Raw genomic sequence first — 23,236 nt, forward strand, 5'->3', positions numbered from 1 at the left:
TGCTGTCTGACACCTGGTAGCGGCACCTGCTGGCACTTCTGCGTTGCACTTCTGCGTTGCACTTCAAGTTTGCATTCACCGTGCAGCTACTTCTTCAGCAACTCCGCTGCTTCTTTCAGAACTTCGACGGCTGCAGGGGGAAATGCAGCGGACTCGGTACTCCAGAAATTCAGCGTACCGCTGGCGTCTTCAATCTTCGTCGGAAAGTGGACCGAAGAGCCAAACGTGCGGGCCATAAACTGCAGATCCAGTCCCTTGGCCGCTGAAAGCTTCTCGTGGACGATGGGCTCGGTCTTGCCGGTGTAGTCGCCGATCGAAGTGAGCGCGGCGGGTAGTTTTCGCCCCGAGCCGCCCACCACTTTGCGAATCTCTTCTTCCTGAGCGACGCGAGCTATGTTCAGCTGCGTCCCTTCGATCTTCGTCCAGCAGATCCGGTCGAGTTGCGGGACCACCTTCCGCAGCTCCAGTCCAAACTGCCCCAGCTTTTCGTCCGAAGTCAGTGCCTCTTTGGCGAGTGCCTTCAATTCGGCTGAGAGCTTGGTTTGTTGTTTAGCGGCGATCGCTTCAAATTCTTTGACTCGCGAAATGCTGATCGAAATCGGCTTGGCCACCGCTGGCGTCGCGTCAAAGTAACCAATCATCATCTCTTCCCAAGTCTGATCTCCCCAGCGAACCTGCTTGGTGGGATCGGGGTTGGCCAGATTCTCGGTCGAATTATCAAAGGTTGCTTCGCAGCGGAGCTTGGAACCCCGCGGCATCAAAATCGGTTCTTCAAACTGATAGGCGTTTTGCCAGGCAAAGTCGTAGCGGGGAATATCGAGGAGAATCTCTTCTTTGCCATCAGGATAGATGGCCGTATAGCGGAACGCTTTGCCGCGCAGGTGCATGTGCGGGAAGAGAGCAAGCAGTTTCATATCGCGGCTGAACGAATGGTGGGCATCAACCTTGTAGTTGCCGTCGCCGGGCGGAATGCGCAGGCCGCGATTCGTGGCTTCGTCGGTTCCCACCTGATGCTTCACATCTTTCGGATCGATGAAGATCAGCCCCAAGCTGCTAAGGTCGCTCTGGGCGGTTCCATTGGGCGTGTAGTGGATCTGGAACACCAGCCGCGAACCAGCAGGAATCAGCTTGGCGTGCCCATCGGTCAGCACCAGTGGTCTCGCGCCGGGCGCTGTGGCAGTGAGCCATTCGGAATGAACATCGCCCACCTGGCGACCTTTGCCGTTCCCTTGTTGCAGACCAAGAATGATGTGATGCACGACGGCCCGGCTGCCTGGTCGGCATTCGGCGGCCTTCACCCATTTGTCTTCGGTGAAGCCAGGATCGACGATGAAATACTGATAGCGGACTTCGCCCGTCGCGGGCACATTGAACGGCTTGTCGGCCATCTTGACGACGAGGTCCGGCGTGCCGATCTGCCACCCTTCCACAAACTTTGGCGGCTCGGGAGCCAACTTGGGATCGCCCTGCGGAGCGCCGTAAGCGACCCAATCTTCGATGGTCTTCTTGTCAGCGGCCGAAAGTCGCATGTCGTTGCGGAACTTGCCGTGCGCGGGATTGGCGTGCCACGGTGGCATGCGTCCATCGGCGACGACTTCGGCAATCATCTCGGCCCAACCTACGGTTTCTTCATAGCTGGTCATGCTGAACGGGCCGATCTCGCCCGGGCGATGACAGTTGACACAGTTCTGGTTGAGGATCTTGGCCACATGCCCGCTGTAAGTAACCGGCGCGGTCTCGTCGGCCTTCAGTTTCTTACCAATGAGGCAGCCCACGGGCTCGGCCGTTTGGATGGCAACTTCTTTACCAGCGAGCAACGAGGCAACCGCATCGCCCAGGTAGTCGTGCTCGGCCTTGGGCCGTTGCTTGCCGTAATGGAATTGATCGTCGATGCGCCCGTGATAGCGCACGGCGCGATTGGCATCGAGCACCACGACTTCGGGCGTGCGGGTGGCCTTCAATTGATCGGCGACAACATTGCCGGGGTCCTTCAGCAGCGGAAACTCCACATTCAGGGTCTTCGCAAAGTGAGCCATCTCGGAAGGAGCATCTTGCTGGTTCGAGAAGACACCCCACACCGTGACACCGTCAGCGGCATGCTTCGTCGCCAGTTTTTGCAAGCTCTGCGCGTACTGCTGGGCGAGCGGACACTCGCAACCCAAAAATGCCAGCACGACGACCTTTTGGTCCTTCAAGTCCGCCAGTGAGTAAGCCTTGCCGCGATAATCCTGCAGCGAAACCTGGACCGCGTCCGCAGCCTGCGCGGCCGGCAACACAAGCTGTAGGACAGCCACGACCGCAAGCAAGCCCAGGACGGGGCGGCAACAATGTGAACGCATTCGCAGAAATCCTTCTGACGCAACAACATGGGCAGCAGCCAAATCGCCTTGGGCGATTCTTCCACCTACTAAACCTTCGTTGCCCAACTTAGGTTTCGTTTGCCTCTCGAATCAAGAGCGAATCGGCGGCGAACTGCAGCCCAGCCTTCCCCTGCTGAACAGTCTTCGTTCCGCCCCTCCCGTAGCCAGTTTTGATAACTTTTTGCGCGAAAAATCAAATCTCAGGCGTCGCCCTAACCTGCTGTTGCACAGTCATTTACGAACCTAAAAGCCCGTAAATCCGCCGTTTACTGATAACCGTTTGATAACCTTCCTAACCCCCTGTTCACTCCCCAGGCTGAACAGGCCCTAACCGGGTGGGTTCAACTTCCCGTCCCTCCCGTAGGTCCAGGTACTCCGTACCTGACCCTCCCCCGTCTGCCCCGCTCTCTGCTGAACAGTCCTCCATTCCGCCCGTTTGATAACCAGTTTTGATAACTTTTTGCGCGAAAAATTGCCGCACGACCTCTGCCATAACCTCCTCAGCTTCAATGACTTCCGCTCCCCACAACCCGCAAATCAGCCGTTTGCTGATAACCGTTTGATAACCTTCCTACCCCCTGTTCACGCGGCAGGCTGAACAGGCCCTAACCGGGTGGGCTCAACTTCCAATCCCTCCCGTAGGTCCAGGTACTCCGTACCTGACCCGTTCACTCCTTCCCGTAGGTCCAGGTACTCCGTACCTGACCCTCCCCCGTCCTCCTGTAGTCTCAGATACTCCGTACCTGACCATCACCCCACAAAACCCTGCACCCCGACCGAATAGCCACACACCTTCGCATCCGGCCGCAAAACTGCAGATTAGGCATCGCCCAGCTTCAGTTTCCAACCAGCGGCCAGAACCTACCCGTGCCCGCGCGAACGGCTGTTCGCCGGGTTCCAACTGCGTACCGGTTGCCAGCCTGCTAAGCGGCCCTGGCAATCAAAATCTTAAAAAGTCATTGACACAAAGTCAACAGATAGTCAGTATATCCAGATGCCCTGTACCTGCCGAGCGCTCTGCTGTGGATGCCAGCGGCTCGTCCGGTGCTCTGAGTTACAAATCGATTTTGCTAGATTCAGTTCGGCTCAAGAGCTATGCGTTAACGGGGCACGTGGGAGACCCTTGATCGATGGCAACACAACTAGAACCAGTGCTCCGCGAAGCCCAGGCACGCCGCATACGTGATGCGTGGGTGGCTGCGCTAGAGCGGGCGTGCGGCATATCCATCCGCGAACGATTCCTCCCGATTGACCAGACCGCGAGCCTGCGGGAGCGCTTTTTTGAGCACATCAAGCGGCGGGATGGTTCTGTGCAACGAGCCTTCATTCCGAAGGCGGGCGTTGGCACGGTTTCAGAGGTGCTCGACGCCGCAAACGTTGCGACACCAGCCAATGAGGTTGTTCTACTGAGCAGCGTTGACGCGCTCTTGGGCGGCGTTCGCTTTCCCGCCGGTAAGTAGATGGCATGAACTGCCAACGGTTGCTTGCTTCGAGTTCGACGATGACCGAACCTCACAGCCGGTCGAGTCCGCTGACTTACCGTTTTGCCGCACGCTATTAACCGGTATCATAGCTGCAATCATTTGGCAAACTGGCACCTGAGCCGCCATCTGCCTGGCTGAACCCTATTACACATCAAGCACTGGCGGAGCCAGGGTCACGGTGCAATAGGTATTTGGACGGGGTGCCACGAACATCCGGTAGACGTTTTCGAGAAAGATTCTCTGGTGTAAACTGATGTGGGGAGATATTCATTTTCCGAATGATACTTGGTGTCACCAGAAGGTTCTAAGGCTATTCAATTCGGAACTTGGGCCGAACGCGAGAGGAAATTCCTCTGGATATCGAGAATTCCTCTTGATGTTGCAAGCAGGTGAAGTTGCAGCAGATCAACTCGCTTTCAAGTGCCGCAAACTACCGACTATTCCTAAGAAAGGTGAGATTCACACCGAGGCCTCCTTGCTTTATCGACTATGCAGAAGAGGCGGGGGTGATATGCATGGCTGGCTCAAATGGTGGGCCTACCACTGGTTGTCCGAAGAATCTGGCCATCCGCCAAACTTGGAAGTAACGGTTCGTGGATATGGCCGAGTTGATGTCCATTGTCCCGAGATCTCGATTTTTCTCGAATGCGGAAATACCAGCCCCACTCATGCGATCAATGCGCTCAAGGGCAGGCTATGCACTCAGTTCATTGTACTTCCATTCCAAAGAGCAGCCTTTGAGAATGCAGTCATGTCCGGCTGCCAAAAGCTCAAGGCATTTTCATTTCAACTAAGCCGATAGTAGTCCGACTATCGCTCAATGTCATCTGGTTAACCCACGCGCTTGCGCGGGTGAACTGTGAAATGACTGAACTGGCAGTTCAACGGCCGCAAGCGGCTCGGTTAACCAAAGTAGGGCAGTCTGACAAAGATCGCTGGTCGGGCTAGTAGATGGCATGAGTAGCTGAGAAAAGGCGGTCGCCCGTGTGCCGGTCGAGTAAACTCGCCCGAAGAAGGCCACGCGGGGTGGCTTTCAGGGTTGGCATTTTCAGCCGAACCGGAGACCGCCATGTGCCAGGATATCATTCTTGTGTCGGATTATCACGATGCGCATTGTGTGATTCGAACCGTGGATCGCGCGACAGGTTCGCAAGCCGTGCGGAAAGTGGCGACGGCCGAGCATACGTTGAATCCAGTTATCGATGAAGCAGCGCGAGTGGCTGGTGACCGTGGCGGCCAGCTGATCTGGCTGCAAGAGAGCACGACCGGTTGGGCGCGGATGAAAGGACTCGTGAGCGATCGCGCTCAGTTCTTGCTGGCGAATGTGCTGCAAATGCCTCTGCCTCCGAAGGCCCAGCGGCGCAAGACGGACAAGGTGGATACGGCTTGCATCGCGCGAGAGTATTTGAACGGCGAGTTGCCGCTGGCGTTTCAGCCGGAAGGAGTGTGCCGTCAGTTGCGTCGCGTCGTCGCGGTGCGAGAGAATCTCGTTGCGCGCCGCACTTCGCTGCGCAACTGGATCAACCGTTACTTGGCGCATGAGACCTGGTACGACCGCACAGGACTCTGGTCGCAGCGTGGCCTGAAGCAGCTGAAAGCCTTGGCGTTCCCGACTAGCGACCGCTTCGTGATCGACCTCAAGCTGGAAGAGTTAGAGTTGCTGACCAGGCAACTGGAAAAAGTCGAACTGCAGATGCTGGAGGTGTATCAAACCTGGTCCGAGGCGCAACGCATCGATGCGATCAAAGGGATTGGCCCCATTTCCGCAGTGTCGATCTTGGCTCGCATCGGCCCGATTGAACGGTTTCCTTCTGCCGAGCAGTTGATTGGGTTCGCCGGCCTGGCTCCTGGCATTCGTCAATCGGATGAGAAGTCGCGCGGCGGCCGGATTGGCGGCGGCGGAACCGATCTGCAACTCCGGCGTTACCTGATTGAAGCCACCAGCTGGGCGCGGACCCTGCCGCGCTACAAGCCCGCCTATCAACGTGTGCAAAAACGTCGAGGCAACAAAGTGGGACGAATCGTCGTCGCCCGGATGCTGCTGCGGAGCATTTACAAAATGCTCGTCGATCATGTTCCCTTTAGCGCCGAGTGCGCAGCGAGGTAATCATCGGCGCGTGCATCGCCGAATGCTGACAAGGTACGCGTGGATCCATGCGGCGGAGAATCGACCCGACCATTTGGACTTGATCCAACATAAGTAGAGTATTCCGCCGCACTCCTATCCCATCCTCAGGCACGTTGCCGCCGGGCAACGCGACCTGCCATAGAAGGCTGAACCACCGCGACCACCGCCACGCATCCTGCGAAGCATTCCGCCGACATCCTATCGACGTCTGGGGGACGAGGCCCCTCCCCCAGACCCCCTACCCTCTTCCCTGTTGGTTCCGGGAAAGAACCACGATGTAAACATCAACAATTCAAAAATCGAAACGCACACTTGACGTCCGGCTTGTACTCATAGAAGGTCAGGTACCCCGTACCTGACGATCGAAACATTGCATTCGAACAAGCGGGCCGTTTGTGAACACCAAGTAGCGTAACTCCCGGGTGCGATGTGCTACAGTTAGCTCAGTTGCTGAACAGTAAGGTACGGGGTACCTGACCCACTTACTTGATTTCATGGCAACACAGCTTAGCCAAGGCGAGAAGTTTTGATAGCTTAACGTCAATCTGGTGGATTATAAGATGCCATACACTGAAGATCAGATTAAAGTTAACGATAGCATTTACGAAGGGAACATTGACAAACTACGAGAGCTGCTGGCTGAACTCCCCGAATTAGCCACTACCGTTGATGGAACAGTAACTCCGACTCCCCTTCATAAGGCGGTTTCGTTTGGTCACATTGATATGGTCAGGCTTCTGCTCGAGTATAAAATAGATGTCAACATGCACACCAACAAAGGGTGGTCTCCGCTTGAGAGCGGCGTTTCTGGTGGAGATATAGAGATTGTTTCTCTGTTGCTGTCGAAAGGGGCAGATGCAAAGCTTTGTCGTCCATTAATCAGTGCGATACGTAATGAACCGCCCATTGATATGGAACTAACCCGCCTGCTTGTCGAGCACGGCGCGCTAATTAATGAGTGTTACCATCCTTTTGACGACAAGAAGCAGCCTCAGATCAATCCCCTATCATGGGCAATTTTGCATGGCAAGCATGAAATTGCCGAGTATCTGCGCTCGAAGGGAGCCGTGATACCGCCGGGGCAAGCTGATCCCGGTCCTCCCACCCTCGAACAAGAGATCGTGATGCACTTCGAGGCAAAATTAGGGCCGGTGCATCCATTTGGCCTGCAAGAAGTCGCAGCCACTGGCTTGCCGGTCGCGATTCATGTTGTTCCCCCGAGCGAAGGCCACAATTACATAACTCTGTTTACGACGGGAATGAGCGCGAACCGGATGAACGTTCCGGCTGACTTGGAGAACTTTCGGTTTGCGGAGCTCATGATTCAACTCCCTCCTGATTGGCCAATTCCCGGATTCAAAGGGAAGACCAAAAAATCTGGATTCTTCGGCTTTGGCAAGAAAACAGAGAAAGAGCCCGCTGGGGGATCACTTTGGCCATTTCAATGGCTGCAGACGATTGCCCGCTATCCAGCAGAGAGTGGCTCGTTCCTTGGTGGCCCTGGTGTGATATTTGCCAACGGCGATCCGCCCGAGTCAGTTGCACCCGGTGTTCCTTACACAGCATTTTTGCTGATCAATGTTGAGGAAATTACTTGCGTTGATGGCAAGAAGATTCAGCTCTTTCAACTGCTGCCACTGTACACCGAGGAGCGCCAACTCGAAATCCGCGATGGGTTACCGGCGCTGCTCACTACTCTCGATCGAAACAACATCTCATGGGTTGTTGATCTGAAGCGAAAGAACGTGGGGACAGACAAGCGGTGACCGCGCAAGAAGAAGTCGGTTTGATACTCTTCGTCCGAGCGAGTTGCTGCCCCCTCACCCCAACCCTCTCCCCGGAGTACCGAGGCGAGGGAGCTAAGCAAGGCAGATTAACCTAGCAGCTTGTGCAAGTGAAAGTGGAACTTACCGAGCTTGCCGCCGTAGTTGCCGGCGGTGATGGCGACGATCCCTTCGCCGACGGCTGCCCGCGTGGCAGCGACCATCGCCTGGCCAACCGCAGCTTCGCTTTCGCCGTCGATGACAATCTCCAGAGCGCAGTTGGTCTCGGGATGCAGGTTGCACTTCACGCGGCCGCGCAGAGTGGGGCAGTAGGCATCGGCTGTCGAAGCTTTGAGCGCCTTGTAGCGCGAACCGACTTTGCTCCCCGAGCGCGCAACACCACCGGGAAACGGCGCGATGACTCCGGGCATAGCATGCACCGCTTCTGCTGCGCGCCGGGCGCTGGCCAGGGCGGTGATTTGATCGCGGGCTTGCAAAATGATGTTGCCGCCGGCAACGCCTCGCTCGACGCCGAGCACATCTTCCACCAGGAACTCGCCATCCATCACGGGGATGCGCCAAAAGCGGCGATCACCGACCAACTTGCTCTTTTGATAGCCGTCGCCGAAGTAACGCAGATGTTTACCGAGCGGAATCTTTGTTTCGCTGGCAGGCAGTCCATTAAAGACCGCCGCAGAGGGGCAAGTCATCAGGCATTGCCCCACGCGATTGGGAATTGCTTTCGCCAGTCCATCGGTCGAGAAGCCAAATACCAGCAGGCTCGTCCCCACTCGACCATCGGGGGTTTTGTCCGCAGGAAGTCGCTGTTCGACCCCAATTTCGGCGTCGCAGGCAATTACCGACGAGGCATAGCCCGAAAACTCTCGCACCGCAGCATCGAGCCAAAAGTCGTCTGCTGCCGTGACAATCAGCCGGCAGTAGCGCATGCCGAAGGCCTCGGCAAAAGTGTCGTCGATGAGGGTGGAACCAAGCTGCACGGAAAATTTTCCCGAAAATTCATGATGGGGCGCGCAATCGACCAGCCCCACGCGTCTGAATCTTAGCGAAGCTCGCTCCTGCTGGGCAGCGGCAGCCAGTAGTGGCGGAGTGACTGCCGCAATGACCAGGGGAAGGTAACGGCTGGCCACACTAACGACCATAGGGTGCCAGAATGCGATTGCTGCCAGCAACGATGTGTGCCGCAAACCAGAGTCTTGCCTTGGTGTCGTGGGTGGAATAGTCGGCACGATCGGCGGCGAATTGTCTGGTCAACGGGTACAGGCGGATACGTTGTCCTTGTCACTTGGCAAATTTGCAGGATAATTAGGCTCCTAGCGGTTGATCATAACGGACCAGACCGCCCGTGGCAGAGGATGCTTCGTTCACCCCGTTTCGTCAGGGCTAACGCGATGTCGGAAGAATTTGATCCGTATCGCAAGTGGCTCGGCATTCCCCCCAAGGATCAGCCACCGAATCATTACCGCCTGCTGGGCATCGCTCATTTTGAAGATGACCCGGATGTGATTGAAAATGCAGCGAATCGCCAACTGGCGCACGTCCGGACGTTTCAAGGTGGACGCCACGCCGCTCATTCGCAGCGAATTCTCAACGAGTTGACGTCGGCCAAGCTGTGCTTGCTGCAAGCCGAGAAAAAGGCGGCTTACGACGCGCGATTGCGGGACGTATTGCAAGCTGCCGGGCAACTATCGTCCGAAGCGGCACTGGAAGCTGGCGTAGAAGAAGTCGAAGCGCCCGTGGTTCCGCCGCCTCCACCATCTGACTTTCGAGGTGACGGCCGTTGGCGTAGCGGAGCCGATGGCAATGTCTCGCCCAAAGCGGGTGTGCGACCGGTACCGATTCCCATGCCTGCGGCCGCGCCGGTGCTGGTCACCACGCCTGGCCCCCGACGTGCCAGTTCCTCGGCACGCCCGCGTAAGCAAAGTTCCGCGTTGCCGATGTTTCTCATCGGTGGCTCCTTGGGCCTGCTGGTGTTGGTGGCTGGCGTGCTGGCAATGATCTGGTCGCAGTCGGATTCGACCGCGACCAATCATTCCAAGACCAAGCCTGCCGAGAAGACCGGCAACAAACGATCAGCGGTGGAGTCACCTGCCGGTCACACCCAGTTTCCGGTGGGTTCCAACGAACCGCGTCCCAAGCAACCGCCGTTTCAGCCTCGCCCAGAACCCGTGGCCAGCAGACCCCGCGGGATGAAGCCCGCCGAACCAGAAACGGTCGCGGATGCCCAAGCCGAATTGGTACTCGCTCACCAGGCGTTGGCCCTGCGCGACGACAACAAGTACCAGTTTCATATCGGTCAGGCCAACTATCTGAACACCAATCAGCCCGGCGCAAATGCCGAGCAGATCAAGACCGACGAAGAGCACCTGCGTGCCGTCCACGATCTGTTGAAAAAATTCTGGCTCGCCGTCCGTGATGGTGCCGAGAAGAAGATTCCCAAAGGCGAGCGATTCAAGTTTCGCAAGCACGAGTTGGAGCTGGTCTCGCTGGAAGGAGACAAGCTTACCTACAAGGTTGATGGCACCGAGGAAACCTCGCCGCTGAAAAAACTCCCCGCCCGCATCGCGCTCGCGATCGCCTATCGCACGCTAGGGAACGACGACGTGGATGGCAAGATCGCCATGACCTTGTTCCTGGCCGTCGATGCCGAAGCGGCCAGCGACCCGGGCAATCATCGCCTGGCTACCAAATTGGCAGCCGACCTGGCGAAGGCCGGTGTGGAATCGAACCCGGTGCTCGACAAAGAGATCATCAAGATTCCAAAGCCCCCTGCCGGCGAAGACGACTTCACTCCCCCGACAATCACCGGTGCCTCGCCAACGCCTCCGATGCCCGGCGAAACCAAGCCCGCTGAAACGGTTGCGAGCAACCCGCCCAAGCGTGCCGGCCTCGATCCGCAGGCGCAAAAGGAAGCCCGCGAGAAGTTCAACAAGGATTTTCGCGAGCGACTGCTGCTGGCCGAAGAAATGCCAGCCAACATCGAACCGCTGAGGCAAGAAATGATCGCGGCGGCGAAAACTGCCGAGACCAGCGAACTGAAGGTGCTCTTGATCAATCAGGTTTGTGAGCTATCGGCCAAGTTGGGCCACAGCAACGACATTGTGACTTACAGTCAGCAGATTAGCGAATTGAGCGGCGAGAACCCGCTCGATATTCAATTGCGACTGTTCGGGCGCTGCAAGCACGATAGCCCAGAATTGACTCGCGAGCTCGTCAAGAACTGCCTCGCGGCGATCGGCAAAGCCAACGAGCAGAGCAATCTCTACCTGGCGATTGAATTTCTGAAGCTGGGCATTCGTGTCGGTGAGAAATATCCGACCGAAGTCGAGTTCCCCAAGCTGGTGCAGATGCTGCAAGAGTTAGAAAAAGAGAAGGCCCAACGCAAGTAAGCGTCGTACCGGCTATCATTGACCGCTGGGTGCTTCTTTCGACTCCATCCTTCGGCGGTTCCTGCTATGCCTCGTCCTGCTTCGCCAGCGCGTTTGCTGCTGAAGTATCTCGATCGCGCGGCAACTCCCGTTTATCTCATCGATGGTCAACTGCGGTTGCAGTATGCCAACGAAGCTTGCTGCCAATGGCTCGGTCGCACGGCCGAACAATTGCAGGGACAAGCCTGCAACTACATTGCGACCAGCGGTCGCGAAGCTCAACCGGCTCCCGAGTGGGCCCTGGGACCTCCTCCCGAAGCGTTTCAAGCAGCCACGCTCAGCGGCGAAGTGTTAGGGGGCCCCGCTAACGGTCCCACACAGATTCGGGTGGCAACCTTTCATGCCATTGCTGAACCCGGCTCTGCCACTACCGATCAGGCTGCGGTGCTGGTGATTGTGGGCGAGGCGATAACAGGCGAAGCAACCAGTCGAAATCAGGAAGCAGTGGGCGATGCCAAGCGAACTCACTTGCAGCTTCTTCAATTGCGCCGCGATCTCGATCCTTCGCTCTTTCAAAGTCCCCTCATCGGCCACAGCCACGAGCTCCGTCGCCTGCGCGAGCAAGTGAAGGTGGCCCAGCATGCCAATGTCCGCGTGCTGATGGTTGGCCCCAGCGGGAGTGGTCGACGGCAGTTAGCCCGAGCCATTCATTACACGGGCGATATTAGCAAAGTTGGGCCGCTCGCGGCTGTCGATTGCCCGGTGATGGATGCCGAGTTAATGCAACTCACGCTCACTCGCTTCATCAAGCAGCGCGAAGGGCAGACCTATCGTCGCCCTCCAGCGCTCCTGCTAACCGATGTCGATCAACTACGTCCCGATGCCCAGCAGGAGTTGGCCGGCTTCTTACTCCTTCCTGGAGTCGAGTTGCCGGCGATTTCGACGGCTTCACGTTCGTTGCACAAACTGGCGGCACGAGGTAAGTTTCGCCAAGACTTGGCGTTCGCATTGAGCACCTTCACGCTGCAAGTGCCGGCGCTCGGCAAGCGCCCCGAAGATGTGCCGGTTTTGGCGCAGTATTTTCTTGAGCAGCAGAATGCTCGCGGCGGCGTGCAGCATAGTGGCTTTGCGAGCGATGCGATGGAACTTCTCTCGCTCTTTCCCTGGCCCGGAAATCTCGATGAACTGGCCGAAGTCGTTCGTCAGGCCTGCGAGCAGGCAACCTCTCCGCTCATTACCGCCACCGACTTGCCCGAGCGTTTGCATCACGGTCGCGAATCACTCGTACATCAACAGCTTGACGAGCCCACTATCAAGCTCGATGCCTTCCTGGCAGAGGTAGAAAAAGAACTGCTGCAACGGGCGCTGAAAAAATCCGGCGGCAATAAGACGAAAGCAGCCGAGTTGCTCGGCGTGCATCGCGCGCGACTGATTCGCCGGCTCGTGCAACTCGGCCTCGTCTCGCCCACGGGCCGCGACGATGAGCTAATCGCTGACGAACCAGTCGTCTTCGAACCGATCCAACCCGATTCAGCCTCCTAACGGTCGCTGTGTGCCTTTGTTAAAGACGTATGCGGAAAACTCAACTGCTGCTGACTATTGACCACGACTAGCTGGCGGAGATAGTCTCAAAGAGTGGATTTTACTCCGCCGCTGATACTCGACACCATGTTTCACACCCGCACCCTATCGCGACAAACACGCACGGCCCTGCAGGCCGGTAGTTTGGCGCTGCGCTGGATGCTGCTGGTGATCGCCTGGCAAGGACCGCTCCCTTGGTGTCACTCGCACGGCACGCTCGGCAATTGTGCAAACTGCCCCAGTGCCGACCTGCAGGCTCATTTGCAGTCGCATCATCCGGCCATCGATCAATTCGCAGATCTCGTTTTTAGCTGGCATTTTCATGTCGATATGCCAGTCTCGCCGGATGAGCCTGACGAACCCAGCGACTACGACGCTCCGCGCGTGCCCGCGACCGACAGTGTCGATGTTGTCGCCAGTTCGCTCATTCGAGATGCTCAAACTGCCGCGCCGGTAACCCTCGTCGTTGAATTCGCCCAGCAGGAGTTCGCGGCCGCCCGCCGCATTCAAGCTCATGCAGCCCAACACTTCTTCGATAGCTTTGCCCCCACGCTCTCGGTCCCTGAGCGCTTCTGCGTTGCTCGCTGCTAAGCAGCCTTCTTGATCGTGCGCCGGTTTCTTTTCCGGCTCCTTTAGCATTGCCCGTTCGATCAGGAGCGTTTCCATGTCTCGATTTGCGTCTGTGCCCGTTCGTACCCAGATCACCGCAGTGGTCGTCCTTGCCGCCTTGCTGGCTGGTGGTCTTTGGTGGCGCTACTCCGGTGGCATGGGCAAGCACTTGCCCGCTCACAATGCTCACGAAAGTGAAGTCGCCGCAACTGCGACGCACGAAGTGTCGGTGCCAGCTACCAGCTTGATTGAATTCCCCGCAGAGTCTTGGAAAGCGGCGGGCATCGAAGTGCACGCCGCCCAACGTGCTCCGCTGGTGCAGTCGGTGCAACTGACGGGCAAGATTGCCTTGAACGAAGACCGGGTAACGCATGTTTTCCCGCTCGTTGAAGGCCGCGTGCAGGAGGTGAAGGTGCAGTTTGGGCAGTTGGTAGCTGCCGGCGAACTGCTGGCCGTCGTGCAAAGCAAAGAAGTTGGTCAGGCGATGTTGCAGCTGTATCAAGATCGGCTGCAGTTGGACTTTGTCAGTAAGAAGGACCGCTGGACGCAAGAGGTGACCACCAACACCCTTGCTCTTATCGACCTGATTCGCAGCGACCTCGACATTGAGCAGGTCGAAGCCAAGTTGAAAGATCGCCCGCTCGGCGACTATCGCGACCAACTCATCACCGCCTATATCAAACTGCGCAAAGCCAAGCTGCAGTACGAGCGACTCGCCCCTCTCTCACGCGATGGATCAGTTCCCGGCAAGCAACTGCTGGAAGCCGAAGCGGAACGCAACACCGCGCGCGCTACGCTGCAATCACTCGTGGAACAGATCAGCCAGGATGCCAAACAGGCGGCCATCGTTTCGACTCAAAGTGTGAAGGATCTGGAAACACGAGTCGCGGTTGACGAAACCAACTTGGAGATCTTGGGTTTCGACCGCAAAGCCCTCGCGAACATCAATCCCACGAAGCAAGGCGAGAGTATTGCGCACTATCCTATTCGCGCGCCATTTGCAGGCACGGTAATCTCGAAGGACATCACCGTCCTGGAGAGTATCGGGCCCACGAGCCAAATTCTCAGCATCGCTGATCTTTCGACAGTGTGGGTCACGACCGATGTGTTTGAAGCGCATCTACCACTGCTAAAGCAACTGGCTGGCAAAACGATTCTATTGCGCAGCAATTCGTGGCCGGGAAAGACCTTCGAAGCCCAGGTTTTCTACACAGGCGACATTGTCCACGAATCGTCGCGTACGGTTTCGATGAGGGCTGTCGCCGATAGTCAGTCGGGAGCGCTCAAGCCGGGAATGTTCGTAAATGTCGAACTCCCCAATCTGGAAGTGCAAGAAGTTCTGCAAGTCCCGCTCACCGCGGTGCTCGATCACGAGGGGAAGTCATTTCTGTTTGTGCACGTGAGCGGAGACAAGTTCGCCCGCCACGACGTCGACGTTGGTCGCCGCAATCACGAAGCCTGCGAGATCATCAGCGGCTTGCAACCCGGTGAGCAAGTCGTCACGAGTGGCGGCTTTGCCCTGAAATCGCGAATGCTGGCCGAACTACTCGCCGAGTAGTGCAACCTGCTCCGTCTTCCTTCCCACCTGCTTCGCACTTTGGACATTCCACCGTGGTTAATCACATCATCGACTGGTCGCTCGATAATCGCTTCATTGTGATACTGCTCGCTGTTGTCCTCCTGGGCGTCGGCTTTATTTCGGCCAGTTCGCTGCCACTCGATGCAGTCCCCGATCTGACGAACGTGCAAGTACAAGTGCTGACGACTTCGCCCGCCCTGGGACCGGTGGAAGTGGAGCAGTTCATCACGTTCCCCGTCGAAAATGCCATGAGCGGCTTGCCGCGCGTGAGCGAAATTCGTTCGATCAGCCGCTTCGGTCTTTCAGCCGTGACGGTTGCCTTTGAAGATGGCACCGACATCTACTGGGCGCGCAATCTGATCAACGAACGGCTGCAGCAGGCTCGCGAGAACATTCCCAAGGGAATGGGCGATCCTCAAATGGGTCCAATCGCCACGGGTATGAGCGAGATCTATCAATTTGAGGTTCGCTCGAAGCCGGGGCATTCGCACAGCTTGATGGACTTGCGTACGATTCTCGATTGGCAGATCGCCTTTCAACTCCGCAGCGTGCCGGGAGTGATTGAGGTCAATACGTTTGGCGGCGAACTGAAGACCTACGAAGTTCAAGTCGAGCCCGATAAGCTGCTCAATTACGGCATTTCGCTAAGCCGCGTGTTCAAGGCTCTGGAAGAGAACAACGCCAACGCCGGTGGCGGTTACATCGCTCACGGAGCAGAGCAACGATTGATTCGCGGCGAAGGACTCGTCAGTTCGCTGGAAGATATTTCACAGATTGTGCTCGATAACCGCAGCGATGGCACCCCCATTCGCATTGCCGATGTGGCGACCTGTCGATTTGCTCCCATGCTGCGGCAGGGAGCCGTCACGCGCGATGGTGACCGGGAAGCCGTGACTGGCATGGTCATGATGCTCATGGGAGGCAATTCGAGACAGGTCGTTCACGATGTCAAAGCCAAGATCAAACAGATCGAAGCGACATTGCCAGCGGGCGTGTATATCGACACGTTTTATGACCGCACCGAACTAGTCGAAAAGACGATTCACACGATTGCCGAGAACATCGGTGTCGGCGTGCTGCTCGTCATCATTATGCTCTTCCTGCTCTTGGGCGACGTTCGCGCGGGGCTGATTGTGGCAGCTGCCATTCCCCTCTCGGCTATGTGCGCACTGATTGCGATGCGCCTCGGTGGTGTCTCGGCGAACTTGATGAGCTTGGGTGCTGTTGATTTTGGCGTGATCGTCGATGGCGCAGTGGTGATGATCGAAAACGCGGTGCGCTTTGCCAGTCGCTATCAACGCGAGACCGGCCTGGCGACGGTCCCCAAGTCGGTCTTCAAGGAATCGGCAAAAGAGGTGGGTACGCCGATTCTGTTTGCCGGTTTGATCGTCATCATCGTCTTTCTGCCGATCCTGAGCTTGCAGGGAGTGGAAGGGAAGATGTTTCGCCCGATGGCTTTCACCTTCATGTCAGCACTTACCGGTGCGCTCGTCCTCTCGGTGACGGTGATGCCGGTGATGGCTTCGTTGTTCCTCGCCCGGCGAGTGAGCGCCACCGACACGTTTCTGGTGCGACAACTTCGCCAGCGTTACGAGCCGATGCTGAACTTTGCCATGCACCACCCGCTGCTCATGATTACGAGTGCGGGGGGAGTGTTCGCGCTCAGCGTGGTCGCCGCGGCAACATTCGGCGTCGAATTCGTGCCCAAGCTGGATGAAGGAGATCTTGCCATTCAAGCGGTTCGTTTGCCGAGTGTGTCGCTCGAAACGTCACTGGAGATGACGAAGGCGATGGAGCGCACGCTGATGAAGTTTCCGCAGGTCGAAACCGTGATTTCAAAAACGGGACGCCCCGAGATCGCCAACGACCCCATGGGCGTGCATCAAACCGACATTCTGATTCGACTCAAGCCGCCGGAACATTGGCCCGAGCCCATTTCAAAAGCAGACCTGGTCGTGCAGATGCAACGAGCGCTCGAACGCGAGGTCCCCAGCAACTCGTATGGCTTTACGCAGCCGATTGAACTTCGTGTGCAGGAGTTGGTTGCCGGTGTGCGGTCTGATGTCGGTTTGAGCTTGTATGGCGACGATTTGAACGTGCTCAAGTCCGAGGGCGATCGAATTGTCCGCGAACTGAGCCAGGTGCCCGGCGCGGCCGACGTACAGGCTCAGCAAATTGCTGGTCTTCCCTATATGCGAATTATCATCAACCGCGCGGCCATTGCCCGCTATGGGATCAACTCTAGCGATGTCCTGAGTGCCGTTTCGGTGATTGGCGGTCAGCCTGTCGGTGAAGTCTTTGAGGGGCAAAGACGATTTCCCCTGCAGGTTCGACTAGCGCCAAGATCGCGCGAGACGGCCGAGATGCTCAAGCAACTCAAGATCGATGATCCACAAGGACGTCAGATTCCCATTTCACAGTTGGCAGACATCAAAACCGAAGATGGCCCGGCCGAGATTAGCCGCCATGCGATCCGCCGCCGCTTGCTGATTCAATGCAACGTCCGCGGCCGAGATCTGGCTGGGTTTGTGACTGAAGCCCAGAAAACCATCGACGAGAAGATCAAACTTCCGCCAGGCTACTCGTTGACTTGGGGCGGGCAATTTCAAAATCTGCAGCAGGCCAGTCAGCGACTGATGATCGCGGTTCCCGTGGCACTGTTTCTGATCTTCTCGCTCCTGTACGTCACCTTTGGTTCCGTCAAGCTCACGCTGCTCATCTACTTGAATGTGCCGATTGCGGCGACCGGCGGCATCTTTGCCCTTTGGCTGCGAGGCATGCCCTTCTCGATTTCGGCTGGCGTGGGTTTCATCGCACTCTTCGGGATTGCGGTGATGAATGGCGTGGTACTCATCGAACACATCCGCCACCTGCGCACTCACGGTCATAACCAACTAAACGCAGTCGTGCATGGATCGATCGATCGCTTGCGCCCCGTCTTAATGACGGCCGCGTGCGGAGCGCTGGGCTTCGTGCCGATGGCAGTTTCTGGCAGCGCGGGAGCCGAGGTGCAGCGCCCATTGGCGACCGTGGTGATTGGTGGATTGATTACGTGCACGATTCTCACGCTTTTAGTGTTGCCCGCCATCTATCGTTGGTTTGAACCGGCGCAGGCCGAGGAGGAACTGCCTACCGTGGTCCATCATGCGTCGTAAGGCGTTTGGTTGCTTGCATCGAGTGCGGGTACCCGTGATAATCCGGCAACTTCTCCCTGCCGGTAACTTCACTCCAGCAATTCACAACCTAGGAGCGTTCCTCGATGCATCCCGTGCTGTCTCGCAATCTGTTCTTCGTCAAAGAGCACGTCGGCTGGTTCAAAGCTGCCAACAATTACGATGTCCTCGACCCCAACACCAACCAGGTGATCCTGAACTGTCGCGAAGAGAAACTTGGCTTCTTTACCAAGATGCTCCGTTTCTCCGACTATAAGCGGATGACGCCCTTCGAGGTGACCATTCGCACTCCCGATGGCGCGACGGTCCTCACCGTCAAGCGTGGCGTTTCGATCTTCCTCTCGAAAGTCGATGTGCTCAACGAGCAGGGTCAGCGCGTCGGCGGCTTTGCTCAAAAGTTCTTCTCGCTCGGCGGCGCGTTCAGCGTGCTCGGCAGCAACGACCAGGTCGTGTGCGAATTGAAAGGCAAATGGACCAGTTGGGAGTTCACCTTCAAGTCGGGCGATTTTGAATTGGCCAAGGTGAGCAAGAAGTGGGCTGGTTTCGGCAAAGAATTGTTCACCAGCGCCGACAACTACATGCTGCAGATTTCCGACCAGGTTCCCGCCGACAATCCGGTGCGAATGCTCATCCTCGGCGCGGTAATGTGCATCGACCTTGTTTTGAAAGAGTAGTCGCGACAAGAAGGCACAATCGCTGACGTGAATGCGACAGTCTGTCCACGACACCTGATTGGCATCATTGTGCGTTGATGGCGGGATTTCTGCGGTGAAACCCGCCTACGGAGCTAACTACCATAATCGTCAGTGGCACATCTGCGACAGCAATGCGGGGGCCAGCTGTATTAATGTTTCTGAACTTTAATCCTTCTTGCTTGATTCAGAGTGTTGCCGTTCGTAGAATCACGGGCCTTGTCTAGCTCGGTCATTGCATGGTGATTGGATGCCAACAATGACCAGAGCGCCGTTCGGAATATCCCCCGTGAGCGTGATGGAGTGCGAGCCGATGTCGATCCGCAACTTTTTTTATCAAGAGTGCCCGGTGTGTGGCCGGCAGCTCCGCATCCGCATCGAACATCTCGGGCGCGAATTGGCCTGTTCGCATTGCCAAGGGCTGTTCGTCGCTCGCGACCCAGCCATCACGCAGCAATTGCCACTGCCGGTCGAAGAAGTTCCCGATACGCTGTCGTTTCAAGTGATCTCGGCCGATCGCCAAGCCAACCAGCTAGGTTTGCCACGTTAGTTGGCCACACAGAGAATCCACTCTTTCGCGCGCTGAGTCTCTTACTCCAGCGCATTACCCGAGCGAGTAACAACGGGCATTTTCTGCACTGTTAAACCTTGCGGGCCAGTCAAACCTTGCCGACTGTGCCGCAACTGCGGGCTAAGCCGGCAGTGCCGCCTGTACCGCGCATGCCGGGCAATCGCAAAAACGTGGTTGTAGGAGTCGCGACTGGTCGATTCCACTCTTGCCGGCAAGTTATTTCCCGCACGAGCCGGACCCGCCTAGTACACAGCCCGCCCAGAAAACCCCGCCCTCGTAACTCCATTGGTGCCCACCCCTCGCTCGGCAAACTGACTACCCCGTCAGACTCGACAATCCCCGTGTCGAGATGCCAGAGCTTCAAGAGGCTCGGTCGTTCCCCGCGACCGAGCCTTTTTCATTTCTTGGTGGGATAGCAAGGCGGCAATTCTCTGCCGCCAGATCACTCCCACTCAATCGTCGCCGGCGGCTTGCTCGAGATGTCGTAGCAAACGCGGTTGACGCCCTTAACTTCGTTAATGATGCGGGTCGAAATACGGGCGAGCACTTCGTAAGGGAGATGCGTCCAGTCGGCCGTCATGAAGTCGTCGGTATTCACGCAGCGAATGGCGACGACGTTCTCGTAGGTGCGGGCATCCCCCATCACACCGACGCTCTGCACCGGCAGCAGCACGGCGAAAGCTTGCGACGTGGTGCGATACAGGCCGGCAGCCTTGATCTCTTCGATCATCACCGCATCGGCTTCTCGTAGCACATCGAGCTTCGGCCGGGTAATATCGCCCAAGCAGCGAACCGCGAGGCCTGGCCCGGGGAACGGATGTCGCCAAACGAGATCTTCCGGCAAGCCCAACTCAAGACCTAAGCGGCGAACTTCATCCTTAAATAGATCTCGCAGCGGTTCAACCAGCTTGAAGCCCAATTCCTTCGGCAAGCCGCCGACGTTGTGATGCAGCTTGATGGTGGCCGCTGGGCCATCGATGGCTGCACCACTTTCGATCACATCGGGATAGAGCGTCCCTTGCGCGAGAAACTCGACGTCCTTGATTTTCAACGCTTCACGCTTGAAGCATTCAATAAAAGCATGCCCAATACGCCGGCGCTTCTCTTGCGGCTCAGTGATCCCTTCGAGCGTTTTCAGGAATTCCGTTTCTGCCTGGACAACGTGCAGGTCCGTTTTGAAGTGGTTGCTGAACTCGGCGATGACGGCGGCCTGTTCGTCTTTGCGGAGCAGGCCGTTATCAACCAGGATGCACGAGAGACGCGGTCCAATTGCTTGATACAAGAGCGCTGCAGTCACTGCCGAATCGACACCACCCGACAAGCCGCAGATCACGCGACCATTGCCGATTTGCTCTCGCAGCCGGCCGATGGTTTCGCGGGCAAAGTCGCCGAGCTTCCACGTGCCGCCGCAGCCGCAGACGGTAGTGAGGAAGTTGTGCAGGATGTGACTGCCCAGCGGCGTGTGCGTCACCTCGGGATGGAACTGCATCGCATACACGGGCAAGCTGCGATGTCGCACGGCAGCAATCGGGCAGGTTCCAGTCTTGGCCAGTGGTACAAAATCGTCCGAGACGCGGCTCACCTGGTCGCCGTGACTCATCCAGACATCAATTTGAGCCGGCACGCCAGCGAACAAATCGCCTTGCTCGGTGATCTGCACTCGGGCGCGGCCGTACTCTCGAGCAGGTGCCGAATCGACCTTGCCGCCGAGCGTATCGCAAGCCAGTTGCATCCCGTAACAAATGCCGAGCACAGGAATTCCCAGCTCGAAGATTTTTGGATCGCAGCGAGGAGCGCCCGGCTCGTACACGCTGTTCGGACCGCCGGACAAAATGAGTCCGCGCGGATTATGCTTCTTGATCTGCTCCGCCGTGATATCGTGGCGGACGATCTCGCAATAGACATTGTTCTCGCGAACGCGGCGGGCAATCAGTTGGGCATATTGCGACCCAAAATCGAGCACCAACACACGCTCAGCCGCAATCCCGGCACCAGCAGAAGTCGTTGACATCGGCAAAACGCAGACCAAAAGAGGAATGGCGAGCAATCCGGCATTTTACGGTTCCCAGCCGCCCGCGCAGAGGGGGCAAGGCACGAAAAGCTGTCTCGTTCCGAACTGCTTCCTGCGACACCATTTGGCTTCACGCACAACGCGAGCTGTAGCTTCTCCGTGTGAGAGTGTAGAAGGCACAGGCATTTCGTCGTAACTCACTCGACGCAGCGTGGCCCCGGTTAGTACATGTTCACAAACCACCACCTGGGCAAACCCAAAATGCGCGCCGTTCTCGAAGAATATCGCCTATTTCCGGCGACCGACGCGGGGGTTTGTGAACACCCCCTGAATGAGCGTCGCGCCGGTTTGCGTCGATTGCTCACCTCGGTGCGAAGACCTTGGCGTGCATAATTCGGGGCGGTTTGCTGGACGCAGTCGACTAATTAAAACGTCACTTGGCCGGACTTCGCCCTAGATACTAAACTGCTGCCCATGAGCGATATCGAACTTGCCGTCAAACGGTGCAAACGCCTGGAAGCCCTGCTCGAAAAAAACTTTGGGGCCGATGGCCGCGGGCTGCACGAGAAGGTGAGCAGCGTAGAACGAGAACTGACGCCAGCGCTCGTCAAGCGATTGCGTTTTATTGCGACCGTGCGGAACAAACTGGTCCACGAAGCCGACACCGACACGTTGCAAGATCGACGCGCCTATCTGACAGCCTGTGACAGCTCCGAATTGGAACTAAAGAAGCTGGCGGGCATTCCGACCGGACTCCCGTGGGTGCGACAGTTGCAAATCGTCATGGGCATCCTGCTGCTCATTGGAATCGTGATTATCCTGTTTGCCATTCGCAGTTGACCACTCCTTAAGATGCACGAGTCACCACTCTGGCATTTTCATCGGACGTTTCAACCATCATGAGACTCGGCCTCTGCTGCCAATTCGCCAGTGAGCCAATCAAGTTCGGCATCGCCACGGCACTGCATTGCAAAAAGCTGCCGCGGCCTGCTCAACTGCAAAAGCTCTCGCTGCTCTGTTTGCAGAATGCACGTTCGCTGGAACAGGCCATTCAGTACTGCGCAGCGCATGACATCGGTGCCTTTCGTGTACTGAGTCAGCTGTGGCCGCTGAAGACGCATCCCGAGTGCGGCTATCGACTCGAAGAGTTGCCCGCGGCGGCCGAGATTGTTGCCCAGCTACATCGCTGTCGTGATCTTGCGCAGCTTGCGAACATCCGGCTGTCATTTCACCCCGACCAGTTTGTGGTGCTCAACTCACCGCGCGCAGAAGTTGTTGCCAGTTCCTTGGCCGAGCTTGAGTATCAGGCAGAAGCTGCGGAACTGATCGGTGCGGATGTAGTAAACATTCACGGCGGCGGTGCCTATGGCGACAAGCAGGCCGCGCTCGCGCGGTTTCGGCAGAACCTGGCACGACTATCGCCTCGTGCCCGCCAGCGCCTCACGCTCGAAAATGATGACAAGGTGTTTACGCCAGCCGATCTGCTTCCTGTTTGTCAGGCAGAGCAGATTCCGCTGTGCTACGACGTGCATCATCACCGCTGCTTGCAAGATGAATTTTCGGTCGAAGAAGCCACTGCGGCCGCAATGGAAACCTGGCGGGCAAGCGGCAATCTCCGCGAGCCGCTGTTTCATATCTCTAGCCCGCTGAATGGCTGGGATGCACCTCAGCCTCAGTTGCATCACGACTACATCGATCCGGCGGACGTTCCTGCCAGTTGGCTGGGGCTATCGATCGCGGTCGATATCGAAGCCAAGGCCAAAGAACTGGCCATTTCCAGGCTGCAAAGTTGGCTGGCTACTCAGCGAAAGGCCAGCAAGCCAGCACGAAAGAAACGTGCCAGCAGCCGTTGAACTGTCTCACTGGAATTCGCACGAACCTCGCGCTTGCCGCCCGCGC

General features: G+C 57.3%; 16 protein-coding genes. 13 read left to right on the plus strand and 3 right to left on the minus strand.

Annotation, left to right across the window (positions count from 1 at the left end):
- Positions 1–86 precede the first annotated feature (86 nt).
- Positions 87–2,339 carry a redoxin domain-containing protein gene (locus NA78x_RS25670; RefSeq protein ID WP_425615237.1) on the minus strand — a complete coding sequence of 751 codons (2,253 nt, stop codon included), beginning with the start codon at positions 2,337–2,339 and terminating at the stop codon, positions 87–89.
- Positions 2,340–3,490: 1,151 nt separating this feature from the next.
- Here NA78x_RS25670 and NA78x_RS25675 point away from each other — a divergent pair.
- The 4 genes from NA78x_RS25675 to NA78x_RS25690 all read left to right on the plus strand — a co-directional run bounded on the left by NA78x_RS25675 (position 3,491) and on the right by NA78x_RS25690 (position 7,738).
- The gene (locus NA78x_RS25675; RefSeq protein ID WP_425615238.1) at positions 3,491–3,820 is read left to right on the plus strand and encodes a hypothetical protein; all 330 of its coding nucleotides are present in this window, start codon (positions 3,491–3,493) and stop codon (positions 3,818–3,820) included.
- Between the two features lie 400 nt (positions 3,821–4,220).
- Positions 4,221–4,646, plus strand: coding sequence for a hypothetical protein (locus NA78x_RS25680; RefSeq protein WP_425615239.1), 426 nt, complete (start codon positions 4,221–4,223; stop codon positions 4,644–4,646).
- 267 nt (positions 4,647–4,913) lie between these two features.
- The gene (locus tag NA78x_RS25685) at positions 4,914–5,951 is read left to right on the plus strand and encodes an IS110 family transposase (protein ID WP_425615240.1); all 1,038 of its coding nucleotides are present in this window, start codon (positions 4,914–4,916) and stop codon (positions 5,949–5,951) included.
- 581 nt (positions 5,952–6,532) lie between these two features.
- Complete coding sequence (locus tag NA78x_RS25690) at positions 6,533–7,738, plus strand: suppressor of fused domain protein (RefSeq protein ID WP_425615241.1); 1,206 nt, start codon at positions 6,533–6,535, stop codon at positions 7,736–7,738.
- Positions 7,739–7,845: 107 nt separating this feature from the next.
- Here NA78x_RS25690 and fhcD read toward each other — a convergent pair whose 3' ends face one another.
- Complete coding sequence (fhcD, locus tag NA78x_RS25695; protein ID WP_425615242.1) at positions 7,846–8,733, minus strand: formylmethanofuran--tetrahydromethanopterin N-formyltransferase; 888 nt, start codon at positions 8,731–8,733, stop codon at positions 7,846–7,848.
- 411 nt (positions 8,734–9,144) lie between these two features.
- Here fhcD and NA78x_RS25700 point away from each other — a divergent pair, with 411 nt between their 5' ends.
- The 7 genes from NA78x_RS25700 (at position 9,145) to NA78x_RS25730 (ending at position 19,305) form a co-directional block, all read left to right on the plus strand.
- Complete coding sequence (locus NA78x_RS25700) at positions 9,145–11,142, plus strand: hypothetical protein (RefSeq protein WP_425615243.1); 1,998 nt, start codon at positions 9,145–9,147, stop codon at positions 11,140–11,142.
- Between the two features lie 66 nt (positions 11,143–11,208).
- Positions 11,209–12,663, plus strand: a complete 1,455-nt coding sequence (locus tag NA78x_RS25705) for a helix-turn-helix domain-containing protein (protein ID WP_425615244.1) — start codon at positions 11,209–11,211, stop codon at positions 12,661–12,663.
- 126 nt (positions 12,664–12,789) lie between these two features.
- A complete protein-coding gene (locus NA78x_RS25710) occupies positions 12,790–13,293 on the plus strand; it encodes a hypothetical protein (protein ID WP_425615245.1) in 504 nt (167 codons plus the stop codon).
- 73 nt (positions 13,294–13,366) lie between these two features.
- Complete coding sequence (locus NA78x_RS25715) at positions 13,367–14,869, plus strand: efflux RND transporter periplasmic adaptor subunit (RefSeq protein WP_425615246.1); 1,503 nt, start codon at positions 13,367–13,369, stop codon at positions 14,867–14,869.
- Between the two features lie 53 nt (positions 14,870–14,922).
- Positions 14,923–18,045 carry an efflux RND transporter permease subunit gene (locus NA78x_RS25720; RefSeq protein ID WP_425615247.1) on the plus strand — a complete coding sequence of 1,041 codons (3,123 nt, stop codon included), beginning with the start codon at positions 14,923–14,925 and terminating at the stop codon, positions 18,043–18,045.
- 104 nt (positions 18,046–18,149) lie between these two features.
- The gene (locus NA78x_RS25725; protein ID WP_425615248.1) at positions 18,150–18,737 is read left to right on the plus strand and encodes a phospholipid scramblase-related protein; all 588 of its coding nucleotides are present in this window, start codon (positions 18,150–18,152) and stop codon (positions 18,735–18,737) included.
- A 331-nt stretch (positions 18,738–19,068) separates the two neighbouring features.
- Entirely contained in the window at positions 19,069–19,305 is a 237-nt protein-coding gene (locus NA78x_RS25730; RefSeq protein ID WP_425615249.1) for a hypothetical protein, read from the plus strand.
- A 463-nt stretch (positions 19,306–19,768) separates the two neighbouring features.
- Here the strand turns inward: NA78x_RS25730 and guaA are convergent, their stop codons facing one another.
- Positions 19,769–21,337, minus strand: a complete 1,569-nt coding sequence (guaA, locus tag NA78x_RS25735) for a glutamine-hydrolyzing GMP synthase (RefSeq protein ID WP_425615250.1) — start codon at positions 21,335–21,337, stop codon at positions 19,769–19,771.
- A gap of 474 nt (positions 21,338–21,811) precedes the next feature.
- Between guaA and NA78x_RS25740 the strand changes: the two genes are divergently transcribed.
- Together NA78x_RS25740 and uvsE are read left to right on the plus strand one after the other, a co-directional pair.
- The gene (locus tag NA78x_RS25740) at positions 21,812–22,177 is read left to right on the plus strand and encodes a hypothetical protein (RefSeq protein WP_425615251.1); all 366 of its coding nucleotides are present in this window, start codon (positions 21,812–21,814) and stop codon (positions 22,175–22,177) included.
- Between the two features lie 59 nt (positions 22,178–22,236).
- Complete coding sequence (gene uvsE, locus NA78x_RS25745) at positions 22,237–23,190, plus strand: UV DNA damage repair endonuclease UvsE (RefSeq protein ID WP_425615252.1); 954 nt, start codon at positions 22,237–22,239, stop codon at positions 23,188–23,190.
- Positions 23,191–23,236 lie beyond the last annotated feature (46 nt).

The sequence above is a fragment of the Anatilimnocola aquadivae genome, assembly GCF_049819085.1.
Classification (GTDB): Bacteria; Planctomycetota; Planctomycetia; order Pirellulales; family Pirellulaceae; genus Anatilimnocola.

Bases quoted from the DNA above. Each gene is read 5' to 3' on its own strand.
- NA78x_RS25700 (WP_425615243.1), top strand. From the start codon at position 9,145: ATGTCGGAAGAATTTGATCCGTATCGCAAGTGGCTCGGCATTCCCCCC.
- NA78x_RS25705 (WP_425615244.1), top strand. From the start codon at position 11,209: ATGCCTCGTCCTGCTTCGCCAGCGCGTTTGCTGCTGAAGTATCTCGAT.
- NA78x_RS25680 (WP_425615239.1), top strand. From the start codon at position 4,221: ATGTTGCAAGCAGGTGAAGTTGCAGCAGATCAACTCGCTTTCAAGTGC.
- NA78x_RS25740 (WP_425615251.1), top strand. From the start codon at position 21,812: ATGAGCGATATCGAACTTGCCGTCAAACGGTGCAAACGCCTGGAAGCC.
- NA78x_RS25725 (WP_425615248.1), top strand. From the start codon at position 18,150: ATGCATCCCGTGCTGTCTCGCAATCTGTTCTTCGTCAAAGAGCACGTC.
- guaA (WP_425615250.1), bottom strand. From the start codon at position 21,337: ATGTCAACGACTTCTGCTGGTGCCGGGATTGCGGCTGAGCGTGTGTTG.
- NA78x_RS25685 (WP_425615240.1), top strand. From the start codon at position 4,914: ATGTGCCAGGATATCATTCTTGTGTCGGATTATCACGATGCGCATTGT.
- uvsE (WP_425615252.1), top strand. From the start codon at position 22,237: ATGAGACTCGGCCTCTGCTGCCAATTCGCCAGTGAGCCAATCAAGTTC.
- NA78x_RS25670 (WP_425615237.1), bottom strand. From the start codon at position 2,339: ATGCGTTCACATTGTTGCCGCCCCGTCCTGGGCTTGCTTGCGGTCGTG.
- NA78x_RS25710 (WP_425615245.1), top strand. From the start codon at position 12,790: ATGTTTCACACCCGCACCCTATCGCGACAAACACGCACGGCCCTGCAG.
- NA78x_RS25715 (WP_425615246.1), top strand. From the start codon at position 13,367: ATGTCTCGATTTGCGTCTGTGCCCGTTCGTACCCAGATCACCGCAGTG.
- NA78x_RS25730 (WP_425615249.1), top strand. From the start codon at position 19,069: ATGTCGATCCGCAACTTTTTTTATCAAGAGTGCCCGGTGTGTGGCCGG.
- NA78x_RS25675 (WP_425615238.1), top strand. From the start codon at position 3,491: ATGGCAACACAACTAGAACCAGTGCTCCGCGAAGCCCAGGCACGCCGC.
- NA78x_RS25690 (WP_425615241.1), top strand. From the start codon at position 6,533: ATGCCATACACTGAAGATCAGATTAAAGTTAACGATAGCATTTACGAA.